Genomic DNA, 26,454 nt, shown 5'->3' on the forward strand with positions numbered 1-26,454 from the left:
CTGCGCCGGTCGACGCAGGCTAGGAGTCGTGCGCTGGCAGTGGATAGGAATCGAATTCCTCCCCTCCCTGCAGCTGCGGCTGATATTCAAGGAAGCATGCACACGGCGAGACGCATTGCAGGGCTCGCGGCGCAGCTCGCGGCGAATCGGGCCTTCTTGCTCTCGTGGGATCGTGGCCAGGCTGCGGACAGCGAGCGCGGCCTGGTCATGTACCGAAGCGAGGTTCAGTATGCCCCGCTGAACGGCGTACTCCGGATCAATGACTGCGACATCGATCGTGCACTGACCGACGCTCGGCAGAACTTCGCTGGGCTTCCTTGGGTCTGGTGGGTGGGTCCGGACAGTGCGCCGGAGACGGCCGACGAGCTTCTACGGCGCGGAGCGGCGGAGCTGGAACGGCTTCCGGTCCTGGTGATGGATGCTTCGCTGGCGGCTTCCGTCCAGGCCCCGGCCGGAATCGCGATCGATCGGGTGCGCGGCCCTGCGGAACTGACAGAGTTCGTGCTCGCTCACAGTTTCGCCGCTTCGCTGCGAGCGCCGGACGTCCGGCTGATGGTCGCGCACGAAGCCGCGCTGCTGCGCGCGGAAAGAGTCGATCTATTCGCCGCACGGGCCGGCGGTCGCATCGTCGGGACGTCCATGGCGTGGGTCAGCCATGGCGTCACGGGGATCTACCTGGTCGGAACGCACCCTGACTTCAGAGGTAGCGGGATCGGCACCGCCCTGACTGCCGCGGCCGTGCGGGCCGGCGAAGCCAGGGGAGGGCAGGTCGCCGCGCTGACCGCCAGTGCGATGGGGGAGCCGGTCTACCGCCGGATGGGCTTTTCCGAAGTAACGCAGTACCGGCTGCTGTCTGTCCCTACGTGGTCTGAACCCAACTGAAACGAGACGTGGAGTGAATCCTCAGGTACACCGCGACGCGTATGGCGTACCCCATGTGCAGGCCGGCGACCCGCTCAGCCTTGTCCGCCTCCAGGGCGCGACCACAGCTCATGACCGTGCCTGGCAGCTCGAGTACGCGAGGCATCAGTTCAACGGGACGACCGCTGCCTTCCTCGGCCCGGACGCCGTACCGTGGGACACGTTCGCCCGCCAGGCACGGCTCGCCGACACCGCTCGGCAGTGCTTCGAGGCGTTGGACTCCTCGACGGCCGAGTGGGTGACGGCATATGTCGACGGGGTCAACTCAGCTCTTCCCTCAGCCGAGGCTCCGGAGTTCGTGGAGACGGGGCTGACACCGGGCGAGTGGGAGCCGTGGACGCCGCTGGGGATCTGGCTCGTTCTGCACGTCCTGTTCGCGGGCTTCCCTGGGAAACTGTGGCGAACGCATGTCGCGGAGCGGCTGGGCGAGGAGTACCTCGAGCTCTTCACGGCGGAAGGGCCGACAGCGTCCGGCAGCAACGGTTGGCTGATCCCCGGCTCCTCGACCTCGACCGGGCAGCCGATCATCGCCGGTGACCCGCACCGCTACGTCGAGCACCCCGGCGTGTACCAGCAGATCCGGCTTACTTGCCCGGAGTACGACGTACTGGGTCTGGCCGTGCCGGGGGTTCCCGGGCTCGCGCACTTCGCTCACACCGGCAAGGTGGCGTGGGCGATCACCAACTCTGCTGCCGACTACCAGGACCTGTACGCCGAGCAGCTCCGGCGGACCGGCTCATCCGTCGAAGCGCTCGGTCCGTCCGGCTGGGCGCCCGCCGCATTGCACACCGAGGTCGTCGAGGTGGCCGGAGCGGACGCGGTGACGATCGAGGTGATCGAGACCGAGCGTGGCCCGATCATTGTCGACCGTGCTGACCAGACGATCAGCCTGCGCCATCCGCCGCGCGTTCTGCACCGGCTCGGCTTCGAAGTGATTCCGCGGTTGCTGCAGGCAACGAGCGTCGCTGAGGTCGACGCTGCCCTGGAGGATTGGGTCGAGCCGGTCAACGTCGTGATGGCCGCTGACACCGACGGCGGGCTGCTGCATCGGGTCGCCGGTGCAGTCCCGCGCCGGCACCAGGCGAACATGCTCCGCGTCGTCCCGGCCTGGGAGGCTGCCTACGCGTGGGACGGCTGGCTGCCGATGCCGAGCGAAGAGGTTATCGGGCCGATTTCGATGGGGAACGCCCGCGAGATCGCCGCGCCGCTCGGCGTCGAGTTCGCGCCACCGCATCGGACCCGGCGCATCCGCGAGCTGCTGCTGCAGCGTTCCGACTGGTCGGTCGACCAGATGCCGGCCATCCACACCGACACCTACCTCGGCTCGGTCGGCAGCATTCTCGACCTCCTCCCCGGCCTACTCGGCCTGAGCGCCGAACCCGTTGCCCTCCGCAACGAGCTGTTGGCCTGGGATCGGCGGATGGACGCCACCAGTACCACCGCCTCGACGTACGTCGCCCTCCGCAAAGCCGTCATCGTCCGCTTGGCTGACCACTTCAACACTCTGGAGAAGCCCGACTGGCCGGAACTCTTCGCGCCGCTCCTGGACGTCCACACCCGCACCACTTACGCCTTGGAGAACCTCCTCGCCTCCACCGTTCTCGATGTCCTACCGATCGTCAGGGCCGGGCTGGAAGAAGTAGCCGCCGCCAAGCCGCGCTCACCCTGGGGCGAAACCCACCAGCTCACCCCGCTCCACCCGCTGCGTACGCCCCTCTTCACCCAGACCGAAGACCCGATCGACTTGGCCCTCAGCGGCGACCGCGACTGCGTATGGTCCACCACGAGCATCCCCGGCTGCACCGATCTCTGTCTCCAGGCCTCCGCCGCACGCTACGCCTGGGACCTCGCGGACCGCGACGCCAGCTCGTGGGTCGTCCCACTGGGCGCCTCCGGCATCCAAGGAACGCCCCACCACCACGACCAACTCGCACTCTGGCTGGCCGGCAAGCTGATCCCAGTCGTCTAGCCCGCTTCGTGGCTTCTTGGTCTGTCGGACGAGTTCGGCCAGCAAGCGATACCGGCCCCCACCTCAGAGATCTCGGAGGCATGTTCGAAGACCGTGACGTCGTGGCCGGTCCGTGCGAGCACCACCGCGGCAGTGGCTCCCCCCAACCGTCAACACCCACATCCGCTGGATCTACGCCAAGCTCGGCGCGACAGATCGCCGTACCGCCGTCGAACGCGGCCGCGAGCTCCGTCTGCTCTCGACGACCCACTAGGAGTCGTACACCCAGGATCACCGCGCTGACCTGCGGTAGACCTGTTGGCGGGAGGTGCTGATGGGGCTGCGTGAGGTGAAGCGGGCACGGACTCGCCGGGTGCTCGCGGACAAGGCTGTCGAGCTGTTCACCGAGTACGGGTTCAGCCGGACGACGGTCGAGCAGATCGCCGAGGCCGCGGAGGTCGGGCCGACCACGCTCTACCGCTACTTCCCGACCAAGGAATCGCTCGTCCTCGAGTTCTTCGAGGACTGCTTCCGCGACGCCACCACCTGGCTGCGCGAACAACCCCGCATCACGGTTCCCGAGCTCTTGCGAGCCCTTGTCGAGCGGGTCCTGCACGAAGTGGAAGCCCGCCCCGACCGCGTCCGTGTGACCATCGCCCTGGCCGCCCAGACGCCGTCGATCAGCGCCTACCTCAGCGAGCTCAACACCCGGTTTCGTACGAGGGTCGCGGCTGAACTCGTCCGCCGCCTGCCCGATGCCGATCCCCACCGCACTGCGTTCACCGCAGCGTTGATGGCCGGTACCACTGTGAACACCATCGACACAGTCATCCGCTTCTGGTCCGAAAACCCCAACCACCTGGGTCCCGTCCCGCTGGCACATCAGGCGATGACCCTGCTGGCTCACACCGAATGCGGGGCCCCGCGGCCGTGACGACGATGTCACAGGAACCTGCTGTGCCCTGTCTATCAACACGAATCAGTGATTTCACCGAAAGGGGAAGCCGGAGATGTTGGAGAGGTTCAAGGATTTCAGTACGGCGAACGTGGCGGATGCCTGTCAGCGATTGGGAGTGCCTGTCCGGGCGGTGCCGCTGAAGGCAGCCATCGGTGAGCGCGTTGCCGGCCGGGTACTCCCAGTTCAGCACTCGGGCAGCTTGGACGTCGTCTTCGAGGCGATCGGCTTGGCCGGGCCAGGCGACGTACTGGTCATCGACAACGCTGGCCGCCGCGACGAAGGCTGCTTCGGAGACCTCCTGGCGATCGAGGCCGAGTATGCCCAGCTGTCAGGAGCTGTCATCTGGGGCGTGCATCGTGACACGGCGGGCCTGAGGAAGGTCGGTCTGCCGGTCTTCAGTCTCGGCGAAGTGCCGACCTACCCCTGGCGCCTCGGCCCGGCCCCCGCCGATCCGTTCTCGACGGCAACTGTCGGAGACTGTCAAGTGACCCGCGAGGACGTCGTGCTGGGTGATGAGGACGGTGTCCTCTTCATCCCGGGCGATCGCCTGGATGAACTGTTCGACCTGGCTGAAGCCATCAAGAAGAACGAGGACCGCCAGATCGCCGCTGTCCGGGCAGGCCACCCGCTCCGCGAGCAAATGAAGTTCGACGAGTACTTGAAACTGCGCGCCACCGATCCGTCGCTGACGTTCCCCGGCTACCTGCACACCCTCTCAACCACCGCCAAGAAGTAGCCCCGGCAGCGTCGATACGAACCGACAGTTCGACCCGGTCCAGACCCGATCGGGTCGGATGTCTTCAGCGGCGGATCGTTTGTCTATCGTCCAGAACAGACGCAGCCGTTGTCTGGTTCAGATCGGTCGGATCGCAAGGGATGACCTCGTTGTCCGTTGAGCGGTCACACCTGATCGTCTCATCCTCGGCCTCTGCGTCAATCCCGAGATCTCCAAGACCTAGCAGCTGTCAGAGGTGAACGCGACGAAGGGATCCGCAGCGCGAGCGATCCCGATGACCGCACCACCTCAACCGGTGTTTGCCGCCTGCCGATTCCTCCTCAACAGGACTCCATGGCGGCACACTTCGACGCTGGCGCCATCCGCCTCACCTGGCCCGCTGACCCGCCATGAACCACGACGACGACGACCTCAACGAGTCCTCGGTCTGCGCTGAGCGGTGGGTAGCCAGGAGCAGGGCGCGAGCGGCGTACCGGGAGCCGAAGCCGTGATGACGGATGAGGCGGCCTATGGCAGACAGCGCCCTACCTGGAGCGTTGGACTGAGCAGAGCCTCGGGCCTGTATGCGGAGAGTATGTAGCTCCTGAACTATGACACAGAGCAAGGGGATCGCACGTTGTTTCGCGGGAGGTAACGCATGCATCGGAATCTGGGATGTGTAATGACGACGTCGCATCCTGGACCCCGTGCTGACACTGATGGATCGCGACGCGGTGAGGAGCATGCTGTCGATGCGGAAGTGTTTCGATCGGCCTTTCGTAGGCATCCGGCAGGGGTAGTGGTGATTACAGCCGATGCAGGATCCGGACCAGTGGGGTTCACCGCAAGTTCCTTGGTATCGGTGAGCCTGCAGCCGCCGCTGATCGCGTTCACCATCACCACCGGTGCGTCGAGTTGGCCAACAATCGGGTCGGTCGAGAGTCTGGTCGTAAATTTTCTCGCCGCTGGGCAGGCGTCGATCGCGAGATGCTTCGCTCAGTTGGGAGCCGATCGGTTCTCGGAGCCTACGAGGTGGTCAAGGTTGCCAACCGGTGAACCCGTGCTTGATGAGGCGCCTGGGCACCTTCGTGTCGTCGTTGAGAATCGTTGGCCTGTTGGCGATCATCGGTTGGTTGTCGCCTGTGTTGTCGATCATGCGGGACGATCCGACTACGAACCTTTGATTTACCATGACGGCGGCTACACCACGGTCGATCGTGGTCATGGTGGAGACGCCTCACTACAACGCCGCTCGTCAGCTTCCGAAGATCTGGAGTTGCCCGGCCCCGATGCTGACGGTTCCCGAGCTTAAGGGAAGTGCCCGAATACCGCCGCGGCTGCGGAGCGCCTGGAAGGCACCTGGATGGAGACCAACGTCCATCCAGGCACAGGGACTCGCCGGCGCGAGTGCCTGGAAGGCGACCGGACCCGATCCAGTGTCGAGACTGAACTGTTTTCCGAGACGACGGTCGTTGCCTGGGCCGCGACCGGCTGCGAGTCTGTCCATTGCATAGCCGCGTAGCGTGATGTTGCGTCGGGTCCGCAACGGGTCGATCGGTTCGGTCAGGTGCAGCTCTTCCTGCACATGGTCGAGCGACGCAGCGTCCATTAGAGTTACCGCAGTACGACGACGCACGTCCGCACCGAAGTATCGGTCGCCGACGATGCCGAGTCCCGCGCGGACCTCGATCGATTGTCGGCCCACGGGACGAGGATCCGGCAGCGGTCCGTCCTGGGGATTCCCGTCGTACGAATGGACGGGGGACGCCATCAAGGCGACCACCTCGACCGCGATCTGCGCGCCGCGGACCTCTTGCTGATCGAGCAAGGTGCCGACCCCTTCCAGACGAGTTTCCACCCCAGGGTGCCGGGCCCGCCTACAGCAGAACTACACGGCGGCTATGGGTCAGTCCGTGTAGAGGCAGAAGGGATGTCCGGCCGGATCGAGCATGACGCGGACGTCGTCCTGCGGCTGGTGGTCGCTGAGTTCCGCACCTGCTTCAACCGCGTGCGCGACAGCCGTGTCGAGGTCATCGACCTCGAGATCGAGGTGGACCTGCATCTGCTGTTTTCCGTCCGCGCTCGGCCACACCGGCCGCTCGAACCGCTGCTCCGTCTGGAAGGACAGGTTGTAGCCAGCGTTCTTGCTGGGTGCCAGCGTCATCCATCCCGGTTCGTCGGCGAACACCTCCCAGCCGAGCAGACGCTGGTAAAAGCGGCCGAGTTCCTGTGCGTCCGGAGCGTTCAGTGAGACCCCGAACCAGGTCTTCTTCGTTCGCAGAACCATGTTGACACCTTGCCCTGGTCAACTCGGGGCGTGGTGTAGCGACACTCCAGGCGGCTTCCGTCAGGAGATTGTTAGCAGTTCGGCGTCGATGAGGTAAGGACCCGGATGGGTCAGCGCGCGGCCTAACTGGGTCCTGAGCTCGGCTGTCGTCCGGACGCGTGCGCCCGGCACCCCTAGACCGGCCGCCACTGACACATAGTCGATCTCCGGGGCGGACAGGTCGAAGAACCCAGTGGTCGGCGCCGGCGCGATGCGGCGCAGAATGCCGTAGCCGCGGTTGTTCAGGATGATGGTCGTGACGTTCAGATCCTCGTGTGCCTGGCTCCAGAAGGCCGCGAGTGCATACATGGCGCTGCCGTCGGACTCCAGACAGACGACCCGACGGTCAGGTACGGCGATCGCCGCACCGACGGCCAGCGGTAGACCTTGGCCGATGGCGAATCCACAGCCGGTCAAGAGATCGTGGGGTGGCGCCTCGCGTAACGCGGCCGCGAACTCCGGACCGGAGCTGTTGGTCTCGTCGACGACTACGGCGTTCTCCGGCAGCATCATCGCCACTACGGTGGCCAGCAACTCGGTCGTCAGCGGTTTGGCAACGGTCGGCAACGCCAGGGGAGGGCGGCGTGCGGATCTGGTCGGAGCGTCGTACTGACTGGACGACCGGCGACTGGCGTCGGCCAGCTGGAGCAGTGCGGCGGTGGCGTCCTCGTTCGGAGCCGCGAGTGACCAGATCCGGCAGTCGGCCGGGGCGAGCGTGCCCGGTGCGCCTTGCTGGGCGAACGCCGTCACAGGCAGCCGGGCGCCGGCGAGGACGAGATGCCGGGTGCCCGCGAGCTGGCGGCGAGCGACAGCCGGATCGGCGGCCAAGCGAGTCAGGAACAGGGAATCCGGTCCACCGGCGAGTAACCGTGGGAAGGCCTCGGCGACCGGCCGCCAGCCCAGTGTGCGACAGACCTGAGCCGCAACGGACAGACCGTGCCGATCGAGCGCCGTTCCGCCGAGGAGCACGGTGACGTCGTCGCCAGAGCCGTTGTGAAGCAGCGGGATGAGCTCGTCGACTCCGTTCGATGACGGCGCGGGCAGGCGGAGGCCGGGCGCGTCCCAGACCGCACCACCGCTCGGCGCGGCCGCTAGGTCGGACGGAACGATCAGCGTGGCGACGCCTGGCGTCGGCAGGTGGGCCGCGACGATCGCGGCGCGGGTGTCCGCCGTGATCAGTCGCGCGTCGCGAACCGTACGGACCCATCCGGACATCGGTCCGGCCAGGATCTCGATGTCACACTCCAGCGGCCCGTCGAGCTCGTGGTGGGTCGTGGCGCTCGCGCCGACGAGGTTGACGACCGGCGAGAGCGCGCGTTTGGCGTTGTGCAGGTTGGCCAGTCCGTTGGCCAGGCCGGGGCCTTGATGGAGGAGCGTCGCGGCAGGCACACCCGACATCCGGGCGAAACCGTCGGCCGCACCGGTCGCGATACCTTCCTCCAGACACAGCACGGTGTGCAGTTCGCTGCTGAGCCCGGCGGCGAGCAGTTCCAGTTCCGAGCTGCCCGGGTTGGTGAAGCACACCTGCAGACCCGCGAGCCGCAGAGTCTCCACCAGGGCCTCGGCGCCGTTCACGCCGATGCTCCGTCGCGCAGCTCGGCGGACAGTGTCGCGGCCAGCCCTTCCAGGGTCGCGAGCCGGCGGCTCGACGCGGCGTCGTCCGCTCCGGGCCAGAACACGACCAGATCGGTCACTCCGATCTCGGCGAGACTGCCGGACAGTTCCGCCAGAGCTGCCGGCGAGTCCAGCGCGCCGCCGAACTGCTGGCCGGCCAGGACCAGACGTCTGATCGTGGACGGGTCACGCTGCACCGTCCGGCAGGCCTCGCTCAGCGCCTCCAGCCGGTTGGGCAGGGCACGGACCGACTCCTCGAAGCGCTGTGGCCGGAATTTCCGCGAGGGTCCGTTGGTGACCCAGATATCGGCGTACGACGCGGTGGCGCGAAGTCCACTCGGTCCGCTGGCCGCGACAGCCAGTGGTAGCCGGGGCCGCTGGACGCACCCTGGACGTAGATGGGCTTCGACGGCCTCGTAGTGGCTGCCGCGGTACGTGGTGACTGCGTGTCGCAGCAAGCGGTCCAGGAGGTCGGTGAACTCGACCAGGCGCTCGGCCCGGACCCGCGGCGACAACGGCGCCATACCCAGGACCTCGGCGTCGTACCCGTAGGCACCGGACCCGATCCCGCAGATGGCGCGCCCGCCGGACACGTCGTCCAGCGTCATCATCTCTTTCGCCAGTGTCACAGGGTGCCGAAAGTTCGGGCTCGCGACCAGCGTGCCGAGGTGGACCCGCCGCGTGGAGACCGCCGCGGCCGACAGGACGGGCAACGCCGAGAACCAGGGACCAGCCCGATGATCCCGCCACATCAGATGGTCGAGCGTCCAGGCGTGCTCGAAACCCGCTTCGTCCGCGAACCGCCAACTGTCGACCGCACTCGACCACCGCTGCGTTGGCAGTACGACGATGCCGTAGCGCACGGACAGCCTCCTGGTCCCGGACTCCCGAGCGAGCAGCCCGGCCTCCACCAGAAGTACCTGCCGACGCCATCGCCGCCATACAGATGACCTACAGAGCGGTCCGCGGCCGCGTGTATCGGCGGCGTAGGTCGCGCGGCGAGCGTGAGGTGACAACCCATCGAGGAAGGCGGCGACCGTGCACAATGCCCGATCCGCCGAGGTAATCATCATCGGCGCAGGCGTGGTGGGAATGTCCATCGCGTGGCATCTCGGTCTGCAGGGCATCCACTGTCTCTGCGTGGAGCAGAACACCATCGGCGCGGGCGCCACCAGCGTTCAGGCCGGTGGCGTCCGGACCCAGTGGACGACGCCGGTCACGATCGCGATGGCCGTCGAGTCGTCGCGCTTCTACGGCGATATCGACAGCCGCCTGAGCCCGGCCGTCGACCCTTCGTTCGACGCCGGCGGCTACCTGTTCGCGGCGACCGAGGAATCCACCCTGCGTGAGCTGGAACAGGCGGTGGAGTTGCAGCGGAGTCTGGGGGTCGACACTTCGGTGCTCGACACCACGGGGGTGGCGGCGCTCGTCGACGGACTGGTCGCCGACGAGATCGTCGGAGGTACCTTCAACGGGGCCGACGGCTACTTCGATCGGCCCGATGTCGTCGCACAGGCCTTCGCGGACGCCGCCGTACGCTCCGGGCTTGCGTTCGTGAAGGGCACGGTGGACCGGATCACGGCCGACGGTCCGGACTGGACGGTGGTACTCGATGATCGCCGCACCTACACGGCTCCGCTCGTCGTCGTCGCCGCCGGCCTGGACACGGCCGGCCTGGTCGCGACCCAGGACGTGCCGCTGCCGGTACATGCCGCGCCCCGTTCGATGTTCCTCAGCGAGCCGCACGAGGGACAACTGGTCCGTCCGTTGCTGATCCTTCAGGACCAGCGGTTCGTGGTCAAACACCTGGCCGACGGCAGGATCCTGGCGTGTGACCTGACCTACGAGGATTCCGGATCGGTCGCCGACCGGAACTGCCGGTCGAAGATCGCCGACGTACTGCGCCGCTTCCTGCCGGAGGTCTCGTCGATCGCGTTCCCGCGCGTCCGGGTCGGCGCGTACGACGTGACACCGGACAACCAGTTGGTCGTCGGGCCGCTGCCGGCCCGGCCGGGACTCTGGGTGGCGACCGGGATGAACGGCCGCGGCATGATGCTCGCACCCGCGGTCGGCCGGATGATCGCCGACGCGATCACGCTCGGCGCCGCCGACGCGATCCCCGCCGAGCTGCTGCCCGAGCGGTTCACGAGCGGACGGCCACTCGCCGCCGAGGGACAGATGCTGTAGCCACCCCGGCCGAAGGGTGTGCGATCTGCGTATCGGTCGCGTACTCGGCCCGTCGAGCATCGGTGATGACTCAACTGGTACAGCGCAGGGAGGAAGCCTGTGGTTGTCATCTCCGACGAGCGATCGCCGACCGAAGCTCTGGTGGTGGGCCTGCACCATGTCGCCATCCAGACACACAGACTGGACGACACAGTGGCCTGGTACGTCGCTTTCCTCGGCGGGGAGCAGACCTGGACGCTGACCGAGTTCTCCGACCTCACCCGGGAGCGCCTGCCGGGGATCAGCCGCCTGACCGAGGTGCGGATCGGCAACCAGCACCTGCACCTGTTCGAGCGGACGGATCTCGATCCGCGCGACCCGGCCGCACGGGTCGAGGGCGTCCAACACCTGTGTTTCCAGGTGCGCGACGCCGAGCACCTGGAAACGCTCCGGGTGCGATGGCTCGAACTCGCGGACGCGGACCGATTCGCCGGCCGGACCGCGAACCCGCCGACGGCGATCGTCGAGGACTCCGACGGCATCCGGTGCTTCTACGCCGACGACCCGGACGGCACGGAACTCGAGCTGGTCTGGATCCCGACGACGACCGGCCAGGGCTGAGATGGCCGTCTTCCTGGCCGAACTCCCGGCCGGTGGGCAATGGGACTTCGGTGGCCGCGAGTACGGGCTGGAACCGCTGGTACTCCCGCCGCCGGGTGATCCGACCGAGCCCGCCGACGAGAATTCCTGGACCGAGCGGGTTCGGGTCTGCCGGCAGCTCGAAGCCGTGCTGGACAATCCGCGCTCGGTCAGCCTGGAGGCGCCGCCGGACGACCTGGTGTACTGGTTCCGCTGGATCACCGGACACCAGGTCAGCTTCGTGTTGTGGCGCCTGATCGCGCAGACGCTCGCCGATCTGGAGTCGGGCCGGGTGAGCCCGGAGGCCGCGTCAACGACACTGGCCGGCCACATCAACGGCTGCAGTGTGATGCTGCTCTACACCGGATCGTGCCCGCCGGACATCTATCACGCCGTGATCCGGGCCAGCATGCGGTTGCATCACCCGGCGTTCAGCGGGACCTGGGCCCCGGACTACGGCCCGGTGCGTGCGCTCTTCCGCCGAAGTATGACGGTGGGCGAGCCCGACGGGCCGGTGGCCCGAGCCGTCCGTACCAACCAGTTGATGCACGCCGGCGTCGCTGCCGCGCTGGTACCGGACGGGCCTTCGCTGCTCCAGGCCTGTGGGCTGGACGGATCGTCCGACCTGCGCCAGCTACAGGCCATCTACGACTGCTATTTTCTGACGCTGCGCGCTCGGACGACGCAGGGTTCGATGGTTGCCCAGCTCCTGCGCCGGCTGACCGCGATCGTCCAGGACCTGGATGTCTTCGGCCTGCGTCCCGGGCTTCTCGACGAGCCTGGATTCGGCACGCCCGGCATTCGGCAGCTGGCGGATGACTCCGGGCGGATTCTCGCGGGGGTGGCGACGGCAGTGGCCGAACCCCGGCCACGCCGTCGCCGGTAACCGGCTCAGAGCCGGACCAGGAGATCGTCGGGGAGCTGTGCCGACAGCCATTGCCGGCGCAGCGCCGCGGTGAAGATGCTGCCCAGCTCCGCGCTGTAGGCGAAGGAGTCCTCGGGCCGCAACGGCCCCGCGTCGAAATCCAGTTCCGCGCGCATGACCTCGCGGGCCGCATCGGTGAAGTGCGCGGTCCCGTCCGCGTCGAACCGGTCGATCCCGTCGAACCGCTGGCCGGAGTTGTTGATCTCGAGTGCCGCCGCCTCGCTCAGGTTCTCCGGAAGGTCGAGACGCAGTTCGCCGCCGTCGGCCTGGGCGGTCCAGCCCCCGACCCGGCCGCCGAATCCCGGTACGTGCACCAGAGCGGACTCGCCGCTGAGCAGCGGACGCAGGACGCTGACCGCCGACGCGGCCGTCATCAGCTGACCGTCGCGACCACCCGTGCGAGGCTCTCGGACCGAGAGCTGGCGGAACAGCTCGGCCGGGTCGAGCTGCTTGGTCAGTTCCTCGCCGTCGCAGCGGATACCGAGGTGGTACGGCGCTCCGTTCGTCTGCCCCTGGCGCGAGACCGAGAAGCTCACGTAGTGATGCGCGATGAAGCGGATCTCGACCTTCTCGGCCTCGACCCCGAGCTCACCGGCGACCAGCGAGCGGAGCCCGGGAACGTAGTTCGCGACGTTGCCGATCCCGGCGTCCGGGGACAGCCCGGCCGGTGCGAGTGCGGGATGGACGGCGTCCGGGAAGGCCGCGTTCACCACGGTCGGCCGGACGCCGGACGCCCGCACCGCGAGCATCAGCGCCCGGGCCGGCGCCAGGTGCATGCTGAGCCAGGGGCCGTAGCCGGCCTTGATCAGCCGGGCCGTGCCTTCGCGCGGCAGTTGGGTGATGACATGCCAGGCCTGCAGGGACATCGCGTTGAAGATGACGTCGGGCCGGAACGACGCGATGACGTCGGCGGTACGGGACTCGTCCTCGATGTCGGTGACCGCCCAGTCGATGGCCGGGAGATGTCCCAGCTGATTCGCCGACAGCCGGGCCATGTTCGCGGTCCGTAGCGTTTTGTCACTGTTGCGTCCGACCACCCGGATCCGGGCCTGGGTCGGACTGTGGGCGAGCAAGGCCAGTGCCTTGGTCGCCACGTCACCGGTCCCGAAGACCAGGAGTCGGCGGGATCGGGTGGTGGGGTGGGTACTTTCGGGCATGTCCGGTTCACCTCGATGTGGAGTGCTCATGCGTACGTGATCCAGTTGGCGGCTTCCAGCTGGTCGATGGTGGCCGTCAGCTCGGCCAGGCTGTGCGCGGTCCCGATCGCGGCGGCGACCCCGCTGTCGTTGCCCAGCTGCCACCGCACCGGCATCCCGCGGCGGGCGCGGACGATCACCCGTTCGACGTTGCGGACGCGACGCAGTGCCGCGACGTCGTGAACAGCGGTGACGCTGACGGCGTCCGGCGGCGGCATCAGCAGGTACTGGAAGGAGATGGGTCCCTGCTGCCGGGGAATGACTGCCGGCAACGGCAGCCCCAGTGCGCTGCGGACAGCCAGCTCGACCGGGTCGCTGTGCCCGGTCGACCGAGCCAGCTGGTCGACCCAGCCGCCGAGCCGACCGTTGACCTCGATGACTCGCGGGCCGCTGGGAGTCAGTTTGATCTCAGCGCCGGCGATACCCGTCCGGATACCCACGGCCCGGATCGCGCGGCAGGCGAGCTGCGCGGCGGCTTCCACGGTGGCGTCGTCCGACGCCGACTGCCCGGCGTACCCGCCGCGTTCGCGGAACGGAGCGGCGAGCCGGAACTTGCTCGTCACGAGCACGGGCTCGACAGTGTCCTCCGTGCACAGGCAGTCGACACCGAGGTAGTCGCCCCACGGCTGGTCGATCGGTGTGCCCGTCAAGAGCTCCTCGAGGAGGAGTTCGCGCTCGGGGAGTCCGGCGCCGTTCGGATCGGGTGCCAGCAGCGTGGCCGCGGCTCTCCGGCACTCGTCCGGAGTGCCGACCACGAAGGTGTTGCGGCTCGCGACGCCGGTGATCGGCTTCAGTACGGCGGGCAGGCCGACGACCCGGACGGCCGTTGCGACGTCGTCGACGGATCGGATCGGATGGAAGCGCACCGAGTCGACACCGGCGCGGGCGAGGGATTCGCGCTGTGCATCCTTGCGGGTGATGGCGTCGAGAGCAGCGGTCGGATGGTGCTCGAGACCGAGCCACTCGGCCAGCAGCGACGTCGTTCGCAGCTGACGCTCACTGAAGGTCAGGATGCCGACCGGCCGGAACTGGCGCAGCTGTTCGGCGACCTGGTCCGGCGCGGCGCCGGCCTCGTCGACGATCGGGCCGAGCCGCTCCAGGACCGGTCGCATCTCCCGTGTGTACGCCGAATCCGTGGCGACGAAGACGGTTCGGTGACCCAGCTCCTGAGCCGCCTGCCGCATCCGGGTCGGGGCCACACTGCCCTCGTCGTAGACCACGGCGAGCCATCGATCGGTCTGCATCGGCTCACCTCCCTGGGGATCGGTGACCCAACGGTCGCCGCCGCAGCTACACCGGAAGTACAAGCGGCGTACCCGCGCGGGACCGTCGCGCGCCGGCCGATCGTTGCCCAGGGAACCGAATACTGCGGACGTATCGGTGCTGTAGCCCATCGGGCGACGGTCGATCCATGGGCCCGAAACTTCTTGTCGTAGGGGCGGGAGCCATGCGCTCGGGAGCGTTCGGGCTCTGGCGCCGGATGGGGCTGGAGGTGATCCTGGTCGACGGGACCTCGGCCTCGCAGTACCAGGAGCTCGCCGACTCCTACATCGCGCTCGATCCGCGCGACGGCACCGCGGCGTACGAACGCATCAAGGACCTGGCCGCGGGATGTGACGGCGTCACGACGCTCGCCGACGGCTCGCAGCAACTGGTGGCCGAGATCGCGGCTGAGCTCGGGCTTCCCGGCTCCGGTGTCCAGGCGGCTGCCGCGGCTCGGTCGAAGGCCGTGCAGCGGGAGCTCTGCGAGCAGGCAGGCATGGTGACGCCGCGCTGGCGAACGGTTCGGTCGGAGCGCGATCTCCAGGAGTTCTTCGGCGACCGGAAGATCGATGCGGTGCTGAAGCCGACCGACGCCACCGGCGGTTCGGGGGTACTCGCGGTCAGTACCGTGGCCGCTGCCCTGCGCGAGTGGCCGATCGTTCGAACCTTGTCCCGGCAGCGGATCGGGGTGGTCGAGGAGCTGGTCGAGGGACGCGAGGTGTGCGTCGAGGCCGTGCTCAGTCAGGGCGAACCGGTCGCGGTCTCGATCACCGAGGCCGAGCACGGCGTCGGCCCGGGCTTCGTCTGCACCGCCGGCCGAGTGGCGAGCGTGCAGCCCGATCATGCGATCGCGTCCGCGCAGGCGGCGCAGCTCGGTGCTGTCCTCGGCTTATCCGACGGAATTCTGCACGCCGAGTTCAAGGTGGGCCCGTCCGGCTGGACACTGCTGGAGACGGCCGTCCGGCCCGGCGGCGCGCTGGTCCCGGACATGACCCGGCTGGCGACCGGCACGGACCTCTATCGTGCGCAGGCGTTGCAGGCCCTGGGACAGGACCCGCGAGCGGCCACCGGCGCCCCGACGGCCCCGTACGCGCAGGTCCGGTACCTGGTGGCGACCGGCCGGGTCCGGCGCTTCGTCCCGCCCGCCGAAGTTCTCGACGGTCTTCCCGACGTCCTGCTGCTGTGCCAACAAGGCCACCCCGGTCAGCAGCTGCGATCGCCGTTGAGCGACGGTGGCCGGGCCGGCTATGCGCTGGGCTGCGGCGACGACCCCGAGCGATTGGACGAACAACTCCGGACAGCGCTGACGAGGCTCTGCGCCGGTATGGGACTGACCGTCGTCGATCGTGCTTCGGCGCAGGAGTAGGTGATCGCCGTGCGGCTCGGTGTGCTGCTTCTTCCAGAGGTCGGCTGGCAGGTTGCCCAGGACCAGTGGCGGATGGTGGAGGACCTCGGGTTCGACGCGGGGTGGACCATCGACCACCTGTTCTGGCGCACTCTGAGGGACGGCCCGTGGTTCTCCACCTTCCCGTGGCTGTGCGCCGCGGCCACGGCGACCGACCGGTTGTCGCTCGGAGTGCTGGTCACGTCGCCGACGTTCCGGCATCCGGTGCTGGTCGCCAAGGACGCGATCGCGATCGACGACATCTCCGGCGGCCGGTTCGCGCTCGGGCTCGGTGCCGGCTCGGCGGGCGCCGGCGACGCGGACGTCATCGAGCCGGTGCTGCCGGCTCGCCAGCGGGCCGACCGCTTCGAGGAATTCGTCGAGGTCACCGACCTGCTGTTGCGCGAGCCACTGGCCAGCTACAACGGCTCCTACTACACCGTCAAGGACGCGCGGAACTTTCCTGGTTGCGTGCAGAGCCCCCGGGTGCCGTTGTGTATCGCCGCCGCCGGTCCTCGGGGGATGCGGCTGGCGGCACGGCACGGCGACGCGTGGGTCTGCTGCGGACCGGTCGATCTGGCCGCCGGCGGGACACCTGAGCTGTTCCTCACCGCGGTCCAGGAGCAGTCCCGGCAGCTGTCGCGGGAGTGTACGGCGATCGGCCGCGACCCCGCCGCGTTGCGCAGGATCCTGGTCCTGACCGAGATGGCCGACCCGTTGCCACGATCGGTCGACCTGTTCGTCGAGCGGGCGACCGAGTACGCGCGAGCCGGGATCACCGACCTGGTCGTTCCGATACCGCGTCCGTCCGGAGTCCACCAAGGCGATCCTGGCCTGCTGGCCGAGCTCGCCTCCACCGCGCTTCCGTTGTTACGCGAGCTGAGCAGTTCCCGGGAGACAACATGAATCCAAGCCACTTCCCGTCCAGTGCGTCCGCCGTCGAACTCGTCGATCAGCCGGCCTCCGGACTACCTGGCCTGTCGGTGGTCGAACTCGAGGTCTGTTCGCGCTGCAACCGCAGTTGCTCCTACTGCCCGGTGTCGCTGAACCCTCGGCCGCCGGTTCCGGCCCGAATGTCCGCGGACGTCTTCGACACCACCATCGCGCAGCTGGCCGAGGTCTCGTTCGCCGGCCGGATCTCCTACCACCTGTACAACGAGCCGTTGCTGCGCACGGATCTTCCCCGGCTGATCGCCAAGGTCGCGGAACGGCTGCCGGACGCGCTCCAGCTGCTGCTCACCAACGGCGACCTCCTCGACGACCGGCGCTACGAGGCGCTGCGGGCGGCGGGTGTCGACTACTTCTATGTCACCCGGCATGTCGACGGCGAGTACCCGGCCCGGCCGTTCCAGATCGTCCAGAACTTCCGCGGCCTGACACTCACGAACCGCGGCGGGACAGTCACCGAAGTCCCGCTGCCGTCCCCACTCGCTCGGAGCACACCATGTTTCGCGCCGTCGGAGATGCTCATTGTCACCGTCAACGGCGACGTACTGCTCTGCTACGAGGACGCCAATCGCAGCCAGGTGCTGGGAAACATCCTGACCACCAGCCTGACCGACATCTGGATGGCGCCCGAGAACGTAGAACACCGCGAGGAGCTCGCCGCCGGCGAGCGCGAGCGCGCCGAGATCTGCCGGCGGTGCTCGAACACGTCGCACTCGGCGCCCGGTCTGTCGGCGCTGGAGGACTTCGTGCTGAACGCGAGTGGGCTGTCCCGCGAGGACGATCCGGTCCGGACCCTCAAACAGCGGTCCACGGATGGCCGCCCGATCGGACCTCCGGACGGAGACGGCCGATGACCGCCGGGAGCGCGCCGGAGTTCGAGCGGGTGAACCTGTCCGCGATCCCGCTCGATCCTGTGGTCGCCCACGCCGGCCAGGGCACGATCCGGGCCACGACCGTGGTCACCGGCGCCCAGCTGGCCGGCGGCTGCAACTTCATCGACGTCGCGGAGCTCCCGCCGGGAACCACGATCGGAGCGCATCGGCACACCCCAGCCCAGGAGGAGTTCTACCTGATCCTGGCCGGCCGCGGACTGATGCGGCGCGAGGACCGGACCTTCGAGGTCGGACCCGGCGATCTGATCCGGAACCCGCCCGGTGGGCTGCACGGTCTGAGCAACACCTCCGACGACGTACTCCGGTTGTTCGTCTTCGAGCTCTCGGTCGGTGGCGATGGTTGAGACCCAGGATCCGCAGTTCCGGCGCGAGAGCGGCCGGTTGCAGGTCGGCGAGCACGGATTCGATCTCGCGTCGCAGCGCGGCCACGTTCAACGGGTCGTGCTCGCGGAGCGGCTGCTGTCGCCGGACAGCTCCGTCCTCGCGGCGGCGCTGGCCGATCGGCCGGCCCTGATCGTCATGACACCGTCCGTCCTGCGGCACCATGGCGCACGGCTGCGGGCCTATCTGCACGCGGCTCGTCCGGGCCAGCGGCACGAGCTCATGGTCGTGCGCCGCACCGAGGCGACCAAGGACCTGGCCGCGGTGACGGAGATCTGCGACCGCGCCGCGGCGACCCGGCTGCCTCGCCGCTCTCCGATCGTCGCCTTTGGCGGGGGAGTGTGCAGTGACCTGTGCGGTCTCGCGGCCGCTCTCCATCGGCGCGGGGTGCCGCACATCAAGGTGCCGACCACCCTGGTCGGCCTGATCGACGCGGGCATCGGGACCAAGAACGCCGTCAACCACGACGGCCGGAAGAGCGGTCTCGGCAGCTTCCATCCGCCCGAGTACTCGCTGCTCGACCCCGGCTTCCTGCGGACACTGCCGCACCGGCAGTTGCGCAACGGCCTGGCCGAGGCGATCAAACTCGCGATCGCGGCGGATCCCGTGCTGTTCGAGCATCTGGAGACGCACGGCGCCGCGCTCGCCGCGCGCCAGTTCCGGCCGGACGACGGCGCGATCACGGAGCTGATCCGCCGCGCTGTCCAGGGCATGCTCGAAGAGCTGGCGCTCAGCCCGTACGAGAGCATCGACAAGCTGCGCCGCAAGATGGATCTCGGGCACACCTTCAGTCCCGAGGTCGAGAGCGCGTCGGATCACCTGGTCCTGCACGGCGAAGCGGTGGCCGTGGACCTCGCGCTGTCCAGCCAGCTGGCTGCGCAGTTGGGCATTCTCCGGCCCGCGGATCTCGAACGGGTGCTCGCCTTACTGGAGACCTGTGGGTTGCCGCTGACGTGGTCCAAGCTGTCCGCCGACGCGCTGTGGGCGTCGCTGGCCGGCGTTGTCGATCACCGCGACGGTGAGCTGAACCTGGTGGTACCGACGGGGATCGGCGGCTGCGTCTTCCTGGACCTCGCGGACATCGACCTGGCACTGGTCCGCAGCAGCATCGAGTTGCTGCGCAGACGAGCGACGAGCAGGAGCACTTCGGGCGCCCGGCTGTTGAGCCTGCCCTGACCGACTAACCCGCCGAGGAGGCCGTGATGACACACGAGTTGGCTGTATTGGGTGGCCGGCCCGTCCGCGATACCGCATGGCCGCTCTGGCCTCGGGCCACGGAGACCGCGGGCCGAGCGCTGGCAGAGGTGCTCGGTTCCGGCCGCTGGACGGTGTCAGGTCCCTACCAAGGAACGGAAAGCGTCGAGCAGCGCTTCGCGAAGGCGTACGCGAGCTACACCGGTACGGCGTACTGCACGCCGACGACCGCGGGCACGACAGCGCTGACGATCGCTCTGCAAGCGCTGGGGATCGGCCCAGGTGACGAAGTCCTGGTTCCAGGTCTCACGTGGGTCGCCTGCGCGTCCGCGGTGCTGTTCGCCGGCGCGACACCGGTGCTGGTGGACTGCGATCCCCGGACCCTGGCGATCAGTGCCGACGCCGCGCGCGCCGCGTGCACACCGCGGACCGCCGCGATCATGGTGGTCCACCCCTTCTGCAACCTGGCCGATCTCGACGCGTTCGTCGCCTTGTCCGCCGAGAAGGGCCTGCCGCTGATCGAGGACTCTGCACAGGCGCACGGCGCCCGGTGGCGAGACCGGCCGGTCGGCTCGTACGGCGTCGTCGGATGTTTCAGCATGCAGCAGTCCAAGTTGCTCACCGCCGGTGAAGGCGGTGCCGTTGTGACGAACGACGCCGAACTGCACAGCAAGCTCGAACAGTTGCGGCTCGACGGCCGTCGGTACGGTCCCGCGCCGATTCCAGGGCGGCTCGAGCTGGTCGAGGTCGGCGCTGTCCAGGGCCGCAACTTCTGCCTGACCGAATTCCAGGCGGCGCTGCTGCTGGACGGTCTGGTCCGGCTGGACGCCGAGAACGAGGAGCGGGCCCGGACGGTGAAGGTGCTGGTCGATGCCTTACGCGGTGTTCCCGGACTGAGTCTCCTGGCGCACGACGATCCCCGGGTGACGCGCAGGACGTACTACAACGCCGTACTGCGGTTCGATCTCGCAGAGTTCGGTGGCAGCTCGATCGACGCGATCGCTTCGGCGCTGAGCACCGAACTGGGCGCGCAGACCAGCCCGGTCTACATTCCACTCAACCGCCATCCCTTGCTGCGAGCGGATCTGGCCGACTCCCGGCTCCGGACACAGGCCACGGTCGACGCGATCAGTTCTGCGCGCCTACCGGTTGCGGAGGAGGCGCGCCGTACGTGCTTGACCCTGCCGCATCCGCTGTTGCTGGCCGGTGCGGACGGCGTTGCCGACATCGTGGCCGCGCTCGGCAAGCTCCGCGGTCACGCGCACGAACTGGCAGGTCTGCCGCAGACCCGGTCGGCGCGAGCCTTCTAGCCCGAGACGCGCGCCGCGGCCCCCAGGATTGCGTCCACACACCGATCGGCGTCGGTGTGTGGACGCGAATAGTCGCCGGCCGACGGCACCTCGTGGTTGTAGTACGTGTTGCCCTCGCAGAGCGGACCGAAAACCCAGATCTCTTGCACTGGCCGCCCACGGGTGTCGACCGGATGCTGGTCGGCGTCCACCTCGACTCCGGGGATCGCGCCGAGGCCGGGGAAGGGCCGGATCAGGCCGTGCGCGTGCAGGTTCCGGAGCAGCCGCGAAGTCGAGCGCAGGACGGACGGCGGCGGTGTCGTCGCGTCGACGAGCCAGTCCGCCTGGCCGGTTACGGGCGCGGCCAGGCGGGTACTTCGGACCACCCAGCGCTGGTCCGGATCCGACCAGCTCACCTGTGGTGCCGGGCCGAACGGCGTCCGGACGACACCGGCCGCGAACAGCGCCAGGAGCTCGGCCTGGCGTTCGTACTGCGGACCGACCACGGCCCGATTCAGCTGGTAGGTGGTTCGGCTGAAGAACGTGGCGAGCGACGCCTGGGTGAGGCCGCCGTGGTCGATGGCCGCTCTGATCACCGGCAGCCGTTCGTCGCAGACCTGCAGCGCGGCCTTGAGCGGACTGGCGGCTGTCCCCCGATCGGCCTCCGCCAGGTCGAGGGCCAACGCGTTGGTGAGCCAGTGCTGGTAGGTGTCGATTCGCTCGAGGCCGAGGCCGGGCTCCCGCTCGAATGCGGCGCGGGCATCGAAACCACCGTGGGCCGCATCGACTTGCGCGAGCAGGGCTCGCAAGGCCTCCGGATCGGTGGACGAGCGCAGTATGGCGGCGGTCGGCTTGTCACCGCCCAGTTCGCTCGCACGGATCCCGTAAGCGAGGCGCATCTCGTCGAAGAGCAAGGGAAGAACCAACTGCTGGAAGTCCAGGGCGCGACCATGGACCTGACGCAGGCCGGCCAAGGCGGCCGGCGTGAGGAACCGCGCGCGATGCGTGTCCGGCGTCGAGCCGGCACGTCCCCTGGGCTTCGCGCGGTACGGGATACCCGAGCGCGAGAACATCACGATCGTCGGCTCCTGGCCGTTCGGAACGTAGCGCAATCCATCGCGCCCGCGCTGGAAGTGGCCACCGCGACCTACGGTAAGGGATGCGACGACGTCGTACGCACTGAGTCCCAGGCCCGAGACGGCGACGGTCTGGGCGCGGCCGATCGCCTGCGTCCGGGGACCCCGCTCGGGCTGAAGGCCGATGCGACGATGTGATCCCGGCGCTGCTGGCGGAGGTTCGTCCGCCGTGTGGCCGGTGGTGATCACCAGATAGTCGGCGGTGGTTCGGAGGCCGTCCCGCCCGAGAATCGTGAAGCGTCCCGAAGGCTCCATCCAGACGTCGTCGGCATGAGTCCGATGCAAGGTGACCTGGACGTACGACGGGGTCCGTGCGAGCAGCTTCACCAGGCAGTACCGCAGATACGCGCCGAGGACGCGACGGGGAAGGTAGTCGGTCGTCGCGACCGTTCTCCCCGTGCCGGCCGATCGTCGGCCGTGTTCGTCCAGCCCGGCCTTCCGTGCCCATTCGTAGAACGTCGGGCCGCCGCACGACACGGCCGACCCGGCGACGCTGTGATGGGGGAAGAGTGAGATCTCGCCGCAGCTGCTGTTCAGCAGCAGATAGTCCGGCAACTGCACGTCATGGACTCCGGTCCCGGTGCAGGTCGGGTCGATCACTTCGATGCGCAACCGTCCGGCCACAGGTCCGAGTACCAGGCAACGACTGAGGATACGTTCGAGAACGGTGAGACCTCGTGGGCCGAGCCCGATCAGCGCGACCGCCGGATCCGCGGTCATCTCGCCGGCCGCGTGGAACCGGCGCCGGTCAGGCGCTGCCGGTGGAACCGGAGGCGCAGTTGATCCACAGTCGTTTCGGGATGCCGGACCAGTTCGCTCACCACCCACAGGTACTGGTCGGTCAGCGCCTGGACCGTCGGCGGACTGTGCAATTGGTCGTTGTAGACGACTGCACCGCCGTCCCGGTTCAGGTTGACCACGAACCACGGCGCGCCCTTGTTCTCCCAGGCACGACGGATCACCGGATCGGCGCTCGGGAACGCGGTCGGCGCGACGCCGGCTGGACGCAGTGGCGGGACGTCGACGTCCTCGATCACGAAGCCGGGCATGTCCGGCTCCGGTACGGACGGCGCCCAGGAGCTGATATCGCTCTCGCGCAGCTGGTGATCCGGCCACGGCCGCTCGATGCTGTACCGCGGATAGACGGCGGCGGCGAGTTCGCTGTAGGGCAGCGGAGAGCTCAGCGCCGAGCTGATGGTGCGGTGCACCGCTTGGACGACATCGACCAGCCGGTCGCGCGGTGACACTGCTGCCGCGATGTAGTGCTCCTCCTCGAAGGACATCAAGGCGTACTTCTGCCAGCGCGCCCGGCGTCCCGAGTCGCTGGTGCTCACGACCGCGTCGGAACGACCGGTGACCAGGAGGATCAGCAGGTGGTGCGCGGCGAGCAGACACACGAACGGCGTGGTGCGAGCGGACCAGGCCAGCCGCTGGACGCCGTGCCCCTCCGGGACGGAGAACAGGATCGCCTGCCGGCTGTCCGGATCGGTCGACGACGTACTGGTTGCCTGGAGCAATGGGCTGCGTGGCATGTCGGTGAGATGCTCGCGCCAGTAGCTCAGCCGGGCCGGATCGACCGCGAGGTTGTCCGTCTGCCCGGCGGCGATCTGTTCGAAGGTAGGGACCGTTGGCCGGACCGGAGGCAGGAGCCCGGCCCGGACGCCGCACTCGCGCAGGAGTTCGCTGATGAACAGAGCAACCGCCCAGCCGTCGCTGATGACAGTGGCGAAACAGGCGATCAGCAAATGTTCGTCCGGACCCAGCCGCGCGACGACGAGCTGCCAGAGCGGTCCGCGGCGGAAGTCGAAGTAGCGGGTCTGCTCGCGGTGCATCAACTCGCCGAGCCGCCGGTCCTGCGCCGGTCCGGGCAGGCTGGACAGATCGACCACGTCGATCGGCGGGTCCAGCTCCGGCGCGATCCGGATCCGGGGGTCGGTGCCGACCGCGGTGAACGTCAGACGCAAGGGCTCGTGGCGCTGGGTCAACTCGTCCGCCGCGGCGCGGAGGACGCCGATGTCGAGCAGCCCGCGGACCCGCCGGCAGGCGATGATCTGGGCCCGGGCCACACCGGGATCGGCGCCGGACAGTCCGAGGATCTCCTCCCACTTCCGCTCCTGGCCGGGGCTCAGCGGCCGGCTGTCATCGGGGTGCATGACCGCGACGATGCTCGGTCGCGATACAGCCGGACTACAGCCGGGCTTGTCCGGCGTCGCGGTCTGCCGGCCGACATCGCGATCCTGTGTCCGGCCTGTATCCCGAGCTGTGACTGTCACTGCATGACGAGACTGCCTGAGGTGTGGAACAGCCCGCCCAGCGCCATCACACAGGTGACCCCAGTGGTCTTCACGATCGACGAGGAGTACCTGGACCCTTGGGTCGTCACAGTGAAGTCGCTCGTGGCCGCGTACCGGCGGCGCGACAGCGCGCTCCCGCAGATCGTCGTCGTCAGCCAGGCCGAGTGCGGCCCCAGCATTCCGGCGCGGATCGAGGCGCTGAACGAAGGCCTCGGCTGCCGGATCGAGTTCCGGCGCGCGGAGCGGTCGATCATCCACCCGGAGCGGGACTCGCTGCGACTGCGCACGCTCTACCTGCGGCTGGCGCTCCCGGAGATCCTGGCCGACTATCGGCGGTGCGTCTACCTGGACTCCGATCTGATCATCCGCGACGTGCTGCACGAGCTGACGGCGCTCGATCTGGGCAACCTGCTGCTGGCCGCGGTCCGCGATCCGTACAACCCGATCCTGCTCGGCAGCGAGGTCTGGCCCGGGATGCGAAGTTTCGGGCTGACCGAGCAGACCCAGTACTTCAATGCCGGTGTGATGGTGATGAACCTGGAGCGGATGCGGTCGGCCGACCTCTTCGCGACCTCGCAGCGGCTGATCAAGGAGCGGTACCGCGATCTGATCTGGCACGACCAGGACATCCTGAACGCGTTGTTCTCCGAGCGCTGGCTGCCGCTGGATCCGTGCTGGAACGCGTTCCCGTTCTCCGTGCTGCACCGGCTGCACCGCAGCTACGCGTCCGAGCACCTGACCAGTCTGCGCGATCTGTGCGACATCGAGCGACGTGCCCGGATCCTGCACTATGCGGTCAAGAAGCCGTGGCGGGACGGCTTCCCGGACAGCGAGGTCTACCGGGAGTTTCGGCACTACGAGGCACTCCCGCCGCGCGAGCCGACCTGATCGCCGACGCGGCCGCCTGGCGTGCTCAGGCGACGTACTCGGCCTCGGCGCCAAGTGACCGCAGGTCGCGGGCCAGATCGGTGTATCCACGGCGCAGGTGGAAGGTCTGCTCCAAGGTGCAGACGCCGTCGGAGATCAGTCCGGCCAGCGCGAGCGCCGCCGAACCACGGATGTCGTCGCAGCTGCCCAGGCTGGCGGCGCGAAGCGTCAGGTCGGGTACGCCACCGACCGTCCAGGTGGTGCTGCTTCGGGACCCGGACGGCGTCGTGCGTTCGGGCGGCGCCGGGATGCCGAGCGGTCCGAGATTGCGAAGGAACTGGAGCCGGCGCGGGAAGACATCGTCGGAGATTTCGCTGCTGCCTTTGCTGCGGGCCGCCAGCAGCAACGCGACGAAGGGAATCCAGTCGCTGCTGAACCGTGGCTCGGACCCGGCCTCGATCCGGACGGCTCGGAGCGGTCCCGACCCCGGCGGATAGCCGACGGTCAGCCTTCCAGGGCACTCCGAGACCTCCGCGCCCATCTCTTCGACGACAGCCAGGAACCTCGGGATGCGGAGCGCGTCCATGGACCGCAACGTGACCCGGCCGCGAGTCAGCAGCGCCGCGGTCGCGTAGGTCACCGCGTGGATGCGGTCGCTCGAAATGGTCCAGCCGACGCGCTCGGGTGCCTGCTCGCTGCCCTCGATCACAACCTCGGGCAGGGTGCCAGCGATCGTGATTCCCTGGCCTCGCGCGCAGTCGATCTGATCGGCGCAGGACGGTTCGACGGAGCAGTTCGTCAGCACGCTTCGACCGGGCGCGACCGCGGCCGCGGCGACGGCGATCACCGTGCCTGTCATCGGCGGATAGCGGAAGTCGATGTCGGCCGGTGTGCGTCGCCGCCACTCGATGGTGGTCGTCCGGTCGCCGTCGTCGACGGTCGCGCCGAACCGGCGCAGGATGTCGACATACCAGTCGAAGGGCCGGTCGCCGATGAGGCAGCCGACCGGGGACGCCTCGATGACCACCTCGCCGGCGTGGTGCAGCAACGCGGGCAGCAGGCAGAACAACGAGCGTGATCGGGCCGTGAGCTCGCGCCGCAGCACGACCCGGCGAGGGGATCGCGGAGCCGCGAACCGGAGCACGCCCGACTCGTGGCCGACCTCTTCGAAGATCAGCTCCAGGGCTTTTCGAAGGGCCGCCGCGTCGATGTGGCCGGGCACGTTGTGCAGCGTTCCGGTGCTGCTCAGCGCCGCGGTCGCCAAACAGTGCGCGAACGAGTGTTTCCCGCCGTCCAGACGGAGCGCGGCGTCCAGCTGCCGGGTTCCGTTCACCTGCAATCTGGTCACGCTGAAATCATGACGCAGAAAATACAGGCGGGATACAGAAATGCTATGG

25 protein-coding genes are annotated in these 26,454 nt (G+C 68.5%); 16 read left to right on the forward strand and 9 right to left on the reverse strand.

Annotated elements, in window-relative coordinates; genetic code table 11:
* Nucleotides 1-96 precede the first annotated feature (96 nt).
* The 6 genes from E1261_RS01120 to E1261_RS01140 all read left to right on the forward strand — a co-directional run bounded on the left by E1261_RS01120 (nt 97) and on the right by E1261_RS01140 (nt 5,854).
* Entirely contained in the window at nt 97-882 is a 786-nt protein-coding gene (locus E1261_RS01120; RefSeq protein WP_165952298.1) for a GNAT family N-acetyltransferase, read from the forward strand.
* A 13-nt stretch (nt 883-895) separates the two neighbouring features.
* A complete protein-coding gene (locus tag E1261_RS01125) occupies nt 896-2,890 on the forward strand; it encodes a penicillin acylase family protein (RefSeq protein ID WP_132400298.1) in 1,995 nt (664 codons plus the stop codon).
* A gap of 112 nt (nt 2,891-3,002) precedes the next feature.
* Nucleotides 3,003-3,143 (forward strand): hypothetical protein, encoded by a 141-nt coding sequence (locus E1261_RS45040; RefSeq protein ID WP_165952299.1) that lies wholly within the window; start codon nt 3,003-3,005, stop codon nt 3,141-3,143.
* Between the two features lie 60 nt (nt 3,144-3,203).
* On the forward strand, nt 3,204-3,803 hold the full coding sequence (locus tag E1261_RS01130) for a TetR/AcrR family transcriptional regulator (protein WP_132400301.1): 600 nt from the start codon (nt 3,204-3,206) through the stop codon (nt 3,801-3,803).
* Between the two features lie 76 nt (nt 3,804-3,879).
* Nucleotides 3,880-4,563, forward strand: a complete 684-nt coding sequence (locus E1261_RS01135) for an RraA family protein (protein WP_132400304.1) — start codon at nt 3,880-3,882, stop codon at nt 4,561-4,563.
* A gap of 661 nt (nt 4,564-5,224) precedes the next feature.
* A complete protein-coding gene (locus tag E1261_RS01140) occupies nt 5,225-5,854 on the forward strand; it encodes a flavin reductase family protein (protein ID WP_132400307.1) in 630 nt (209 codons plus the stop codon).
* Here E1261_RS01140 and E1261_RS01145 read toward each other — a convergent pair.
* The 4 genes from E1261_RS01145 to E1261_RS01160 are packed head-to-tail and all read right to left on the reverse strand — an operon-like array spanning nt 5,798 to nt 9,393.
* Nucleotides 5,798-6,400: an MOSC domain-containing protein gene (locus E1261_RS01145; RefSeq protein ID WP_238175936.1), complete on the reverse strand. Its 603-nt coding sequence runs from the start codon at nt 6,398-6,400 to the stop codon at nt 5,798-5,800. The genes E1261_RS01140 and E1261_RS01145 overlap by 57 nt on opposite strands.
* A gap of 48 nt (nt 6,401-6,448) precedes the next feature.
* Nucleotides 6,449-6,829, reverse strand: coding sequence for a VOC family protein (locus tag E1261_RS01150; RefSeq protein WP_132400309.1), 381 nt, complete (start codon nt 6,827-6,829; stop codon nt 6,449-6,451).
* Nucleotides 6,830-6,889: 60 nt separating this feature from the next.
* The gene (locus E1261_RS01155) at nt 6,890-8,443 is read right to left on the reverse strand and encodes an acetolactate synthase large subunit (protein ID WP_165952300.1); all 1,554 of its coding nucleotides are present in this window, start codon (nt 8,441-8,443) and stop codon (nt 6,890-6,892) included.
* Nucleotides 8,440-9,393 (reverse strand): LLM class flavin-dependent oxidoreductase, encoded by a 954-nt coding sequence (locus tag E1261_RS01160; protein ID WP_202874238.1) that lies wholly within the window; start codon nt 9,391-9,393, stop codon nt 8,440-8,442. The genes E1261_RS01155 and E1261_RS01160 overlap by 4 nt, the downstream gene beginning before the upstream one ends.
* A gap of 127 nt (nt 9,394-9,520) precedes the next feature.
* Here E1261_RS01160 and E1261_RS01165 point away from each other — a divergent pair, with 127 nt between their 5' ends.
* The 3 genes from E1261_RS01165 to E1261_RS01175 all read left to right on the forward strand — a co-directional run bounded on the left by E1261_RS01165 (nt 9,521) and on the right by E1261_RS01175 (nt 12,173).
* Nucleotides 9,521-10,669, forward strand: coding sequence for an NAD(P)/FAD-dependent oxidoreductase (locus E1261_RS01165; protein ID WP_132400315.1), 1,149 nt, complete (start codon nt 9,521-9,523; stop codon nt 10,667-10,669).
* Nucleotides 10,670-10,768: 99 nt separating this feature from the next.
* Nucleotides 10,769-11,269, forward strand: coding sequence for a VOC family protein (locus E1261_RS01170; protein ID WP_132400318.1), 501 nt, complete (start codon nt 10,769-10,771; stop codon nt 11,267-11,269).
* Nucleotide 11,270: 1 nt separating this feature from the next.
* Nucleotides 11,271-12,173: a hypothetical protein gene (locus E1261_RS01175; protein ID WP_132400321.1), complete on the forward strand. Its 903-nt coding sequence runs from the start codon at nt 11,271-11,273 to the stop codon at nt 12,171-12,173.
* Between the two features lie 5 nt (nt 12,174-12,178).
* Here E1261_RS01175 and E1261_RS01180 read toward each other — a convergent pair whose 3' ends face one another.
* Nucleotides 12,179-13,369: a hypothetical protein gene (locus E1261_RS01180; protein ID WP_132400324.1), complete on the reverse strand. Its 1,191-nt coding sequence runs from the start codon at nt 13,367-13,369 to the stop codon at nt 12,179-12,181.
* Between the two features lie 26 nt (nt 13,370-13,395).
* Nucleotides 13,396-14,652 carry an ATP-grasp domain-containing protein gene (locus E1261_RS01185; protein WP_132400327.1) on the reverse strand — a complete coding sequence of 419 codons (1,257 nt, stop codon included), beginning with the start codon at nt 14,650-14,652 and terminating at the stop codon, nt 13,396-13,398.
* 203 nt (nt 14,653-14,855) lie between these two features.
* Between E1261_RS01185 and E1261_RS01190 the strand changes: the two genes are divergently transcribed.
* Genes E1261_RS01190 through E1261_RS01215 form a run of 6 tightly spaced genes read left to right on the forward strand, consistent with a single transcriptional unit; the run spans nt 14,856 to nt 20,781 of the window.
* Entirely contained in the window at nt 14,856-16,037 is a 1,182-nt protein-coding gene (locus E1261_RS01190) for an ATP-grasp domain-containing protein (protein WP_238175937.1), read from the forward strand.
* A gap of 9 nt (nt 16,038-16,046) precedes the next feature.
* Nucleotides 16,047-16,961 carry an LLM class flavin-dependent oxidoreductase gene (locus E1261_RS01195; RefSeq protein ID WP_132400333.1) on the forward strand — a complete coding sequence of 305 codons (915 nt, stop codon included), beginning with the start codon at nt 16,047-16,049 and terminating at the stop codon, nt 16,959-16,961.
* Nucleotides 16,958-17,857, forward strand: a complete 900-nt coding sequence (locus tag E1261_RS01200; protein ID WP_132400336.1) for a radical SAM/SPASM domain-containing protein — start codon at nt 16,958-16,960, stop codon at nt 17,855-17,857. The genes E1261_RS01195 and E1261_RS01200 overlap by 4 nt, the downstream gene beginning before the upstream one ends.
* Nucleotides 17,854-18,240, forward strand: a complete 387-nt coding sequence (locus E1261_RS01205; protein WP_132400339.1) for a cupin domain-containing protein — start codon at nt 17,854-17,856, stop codon at nt 18,238-18,240. The genes E1261_RS01200 and E1261_RS01205 overlap by 4 nt, the downstream gene beginning before the upstream one ends.
* Entirely contained in the window at nt 18,233-19,453 is a 1,221-nt protein-coding gene (locus tag E1261_RS01210) for a sedoheptulose 7-phosphate cyclase (RefSeq protein ID WP_132400342.1), read from the forward strand. The genes E1261_RS01205 and E1261_RS01210 overlap by 8 nt, the downstream gene beginning before the upstream one ends.
* 26 nt (nt 19,454-19,479) lie before the next feature.
* Complete coding sequence (locus E1261_RS01215; protein WP_132400345.1) at nt 19,480-20,781, forward strand: DegT/DnrJ/EryC1/StrS aminotransferase family protein; 1,302 nt, start codon at nt 19,480-19,482, stop codon at nt 20,779-20,781.
* Here E1261_RS01215 and E1261_RS01220 read toward each other — a convergent pair.
* A complete protein-coding gene (locus E1261_RS01220; RefSeq protein WP_132400347.1) occupies nt 20,778-22,616 on the reverse strand; it encodes an FAD/NAD(P)-binding protein in 1,839 nt (612 codons plus the stop codon). The genes E1261_RS01215 and E1261_RS01220 overlap by 4 nt on opposite strands.
* Nucleotides 22,613-24,169 (reverse strand): condensation domain-containing protein, encoded by a 1,557-nt coding sequence (locus tag E1261_RS01225; protein ID WP_132400350.1) that lies wholly within the window; start codon nt 24,167-24,169, stop codon nt 22,613-22,615. Before E1261_RS01225 ends, E1261_RS01220 begins: the two co-directional genes overlap by 4 nt.
* 3 nt (nt 24,170-24,172) lie before the next feature.
* On the opposite strand from E1261_RS01225, the gene E1261_RS01230 reads away from it, so the two are divergent.
* On the forward strand, nt 24,173-25,078 hold the full coding sequence (locus E1261_RS01230; RefSeq protein WP_132400353.1) for a glycosyltransferase family 8 protein: 906 nt from the start codon (nt 24,173-24,175) through the stop codon (nt 25,076-25,078).
* Nucleotides 25,079-25,103: 25 nt separating this feature from the next.
* Here the strand turns inward: E1261_RS01230 and E1261_RS01235 are convergent, their stop codons facing one another.
* The gene (locus tag E1261_RS01235; protein WP_165952301.1) at nt 25,104-26,405 is read right to left on the reverse strand and encodes a hypothetical protein; all 1,302 of its coding nucleotides are present in this window, start codon (nt 26,403-26,405) and stop codon (nt 25,104-25,106) included.
* Between the last annotated feature and the right edge of the window lie 49 nt (nt 26,406-26,454).

It is taken from the genome of Kribbella albertanoniae, assembly GCF_004348455.1.
Lineage (GTDB): Bacteria > Actinomycetota > Actinomycetes > Propionibacteriales > Kribbellaceae > Kribbella > Kribbella albertanoniae.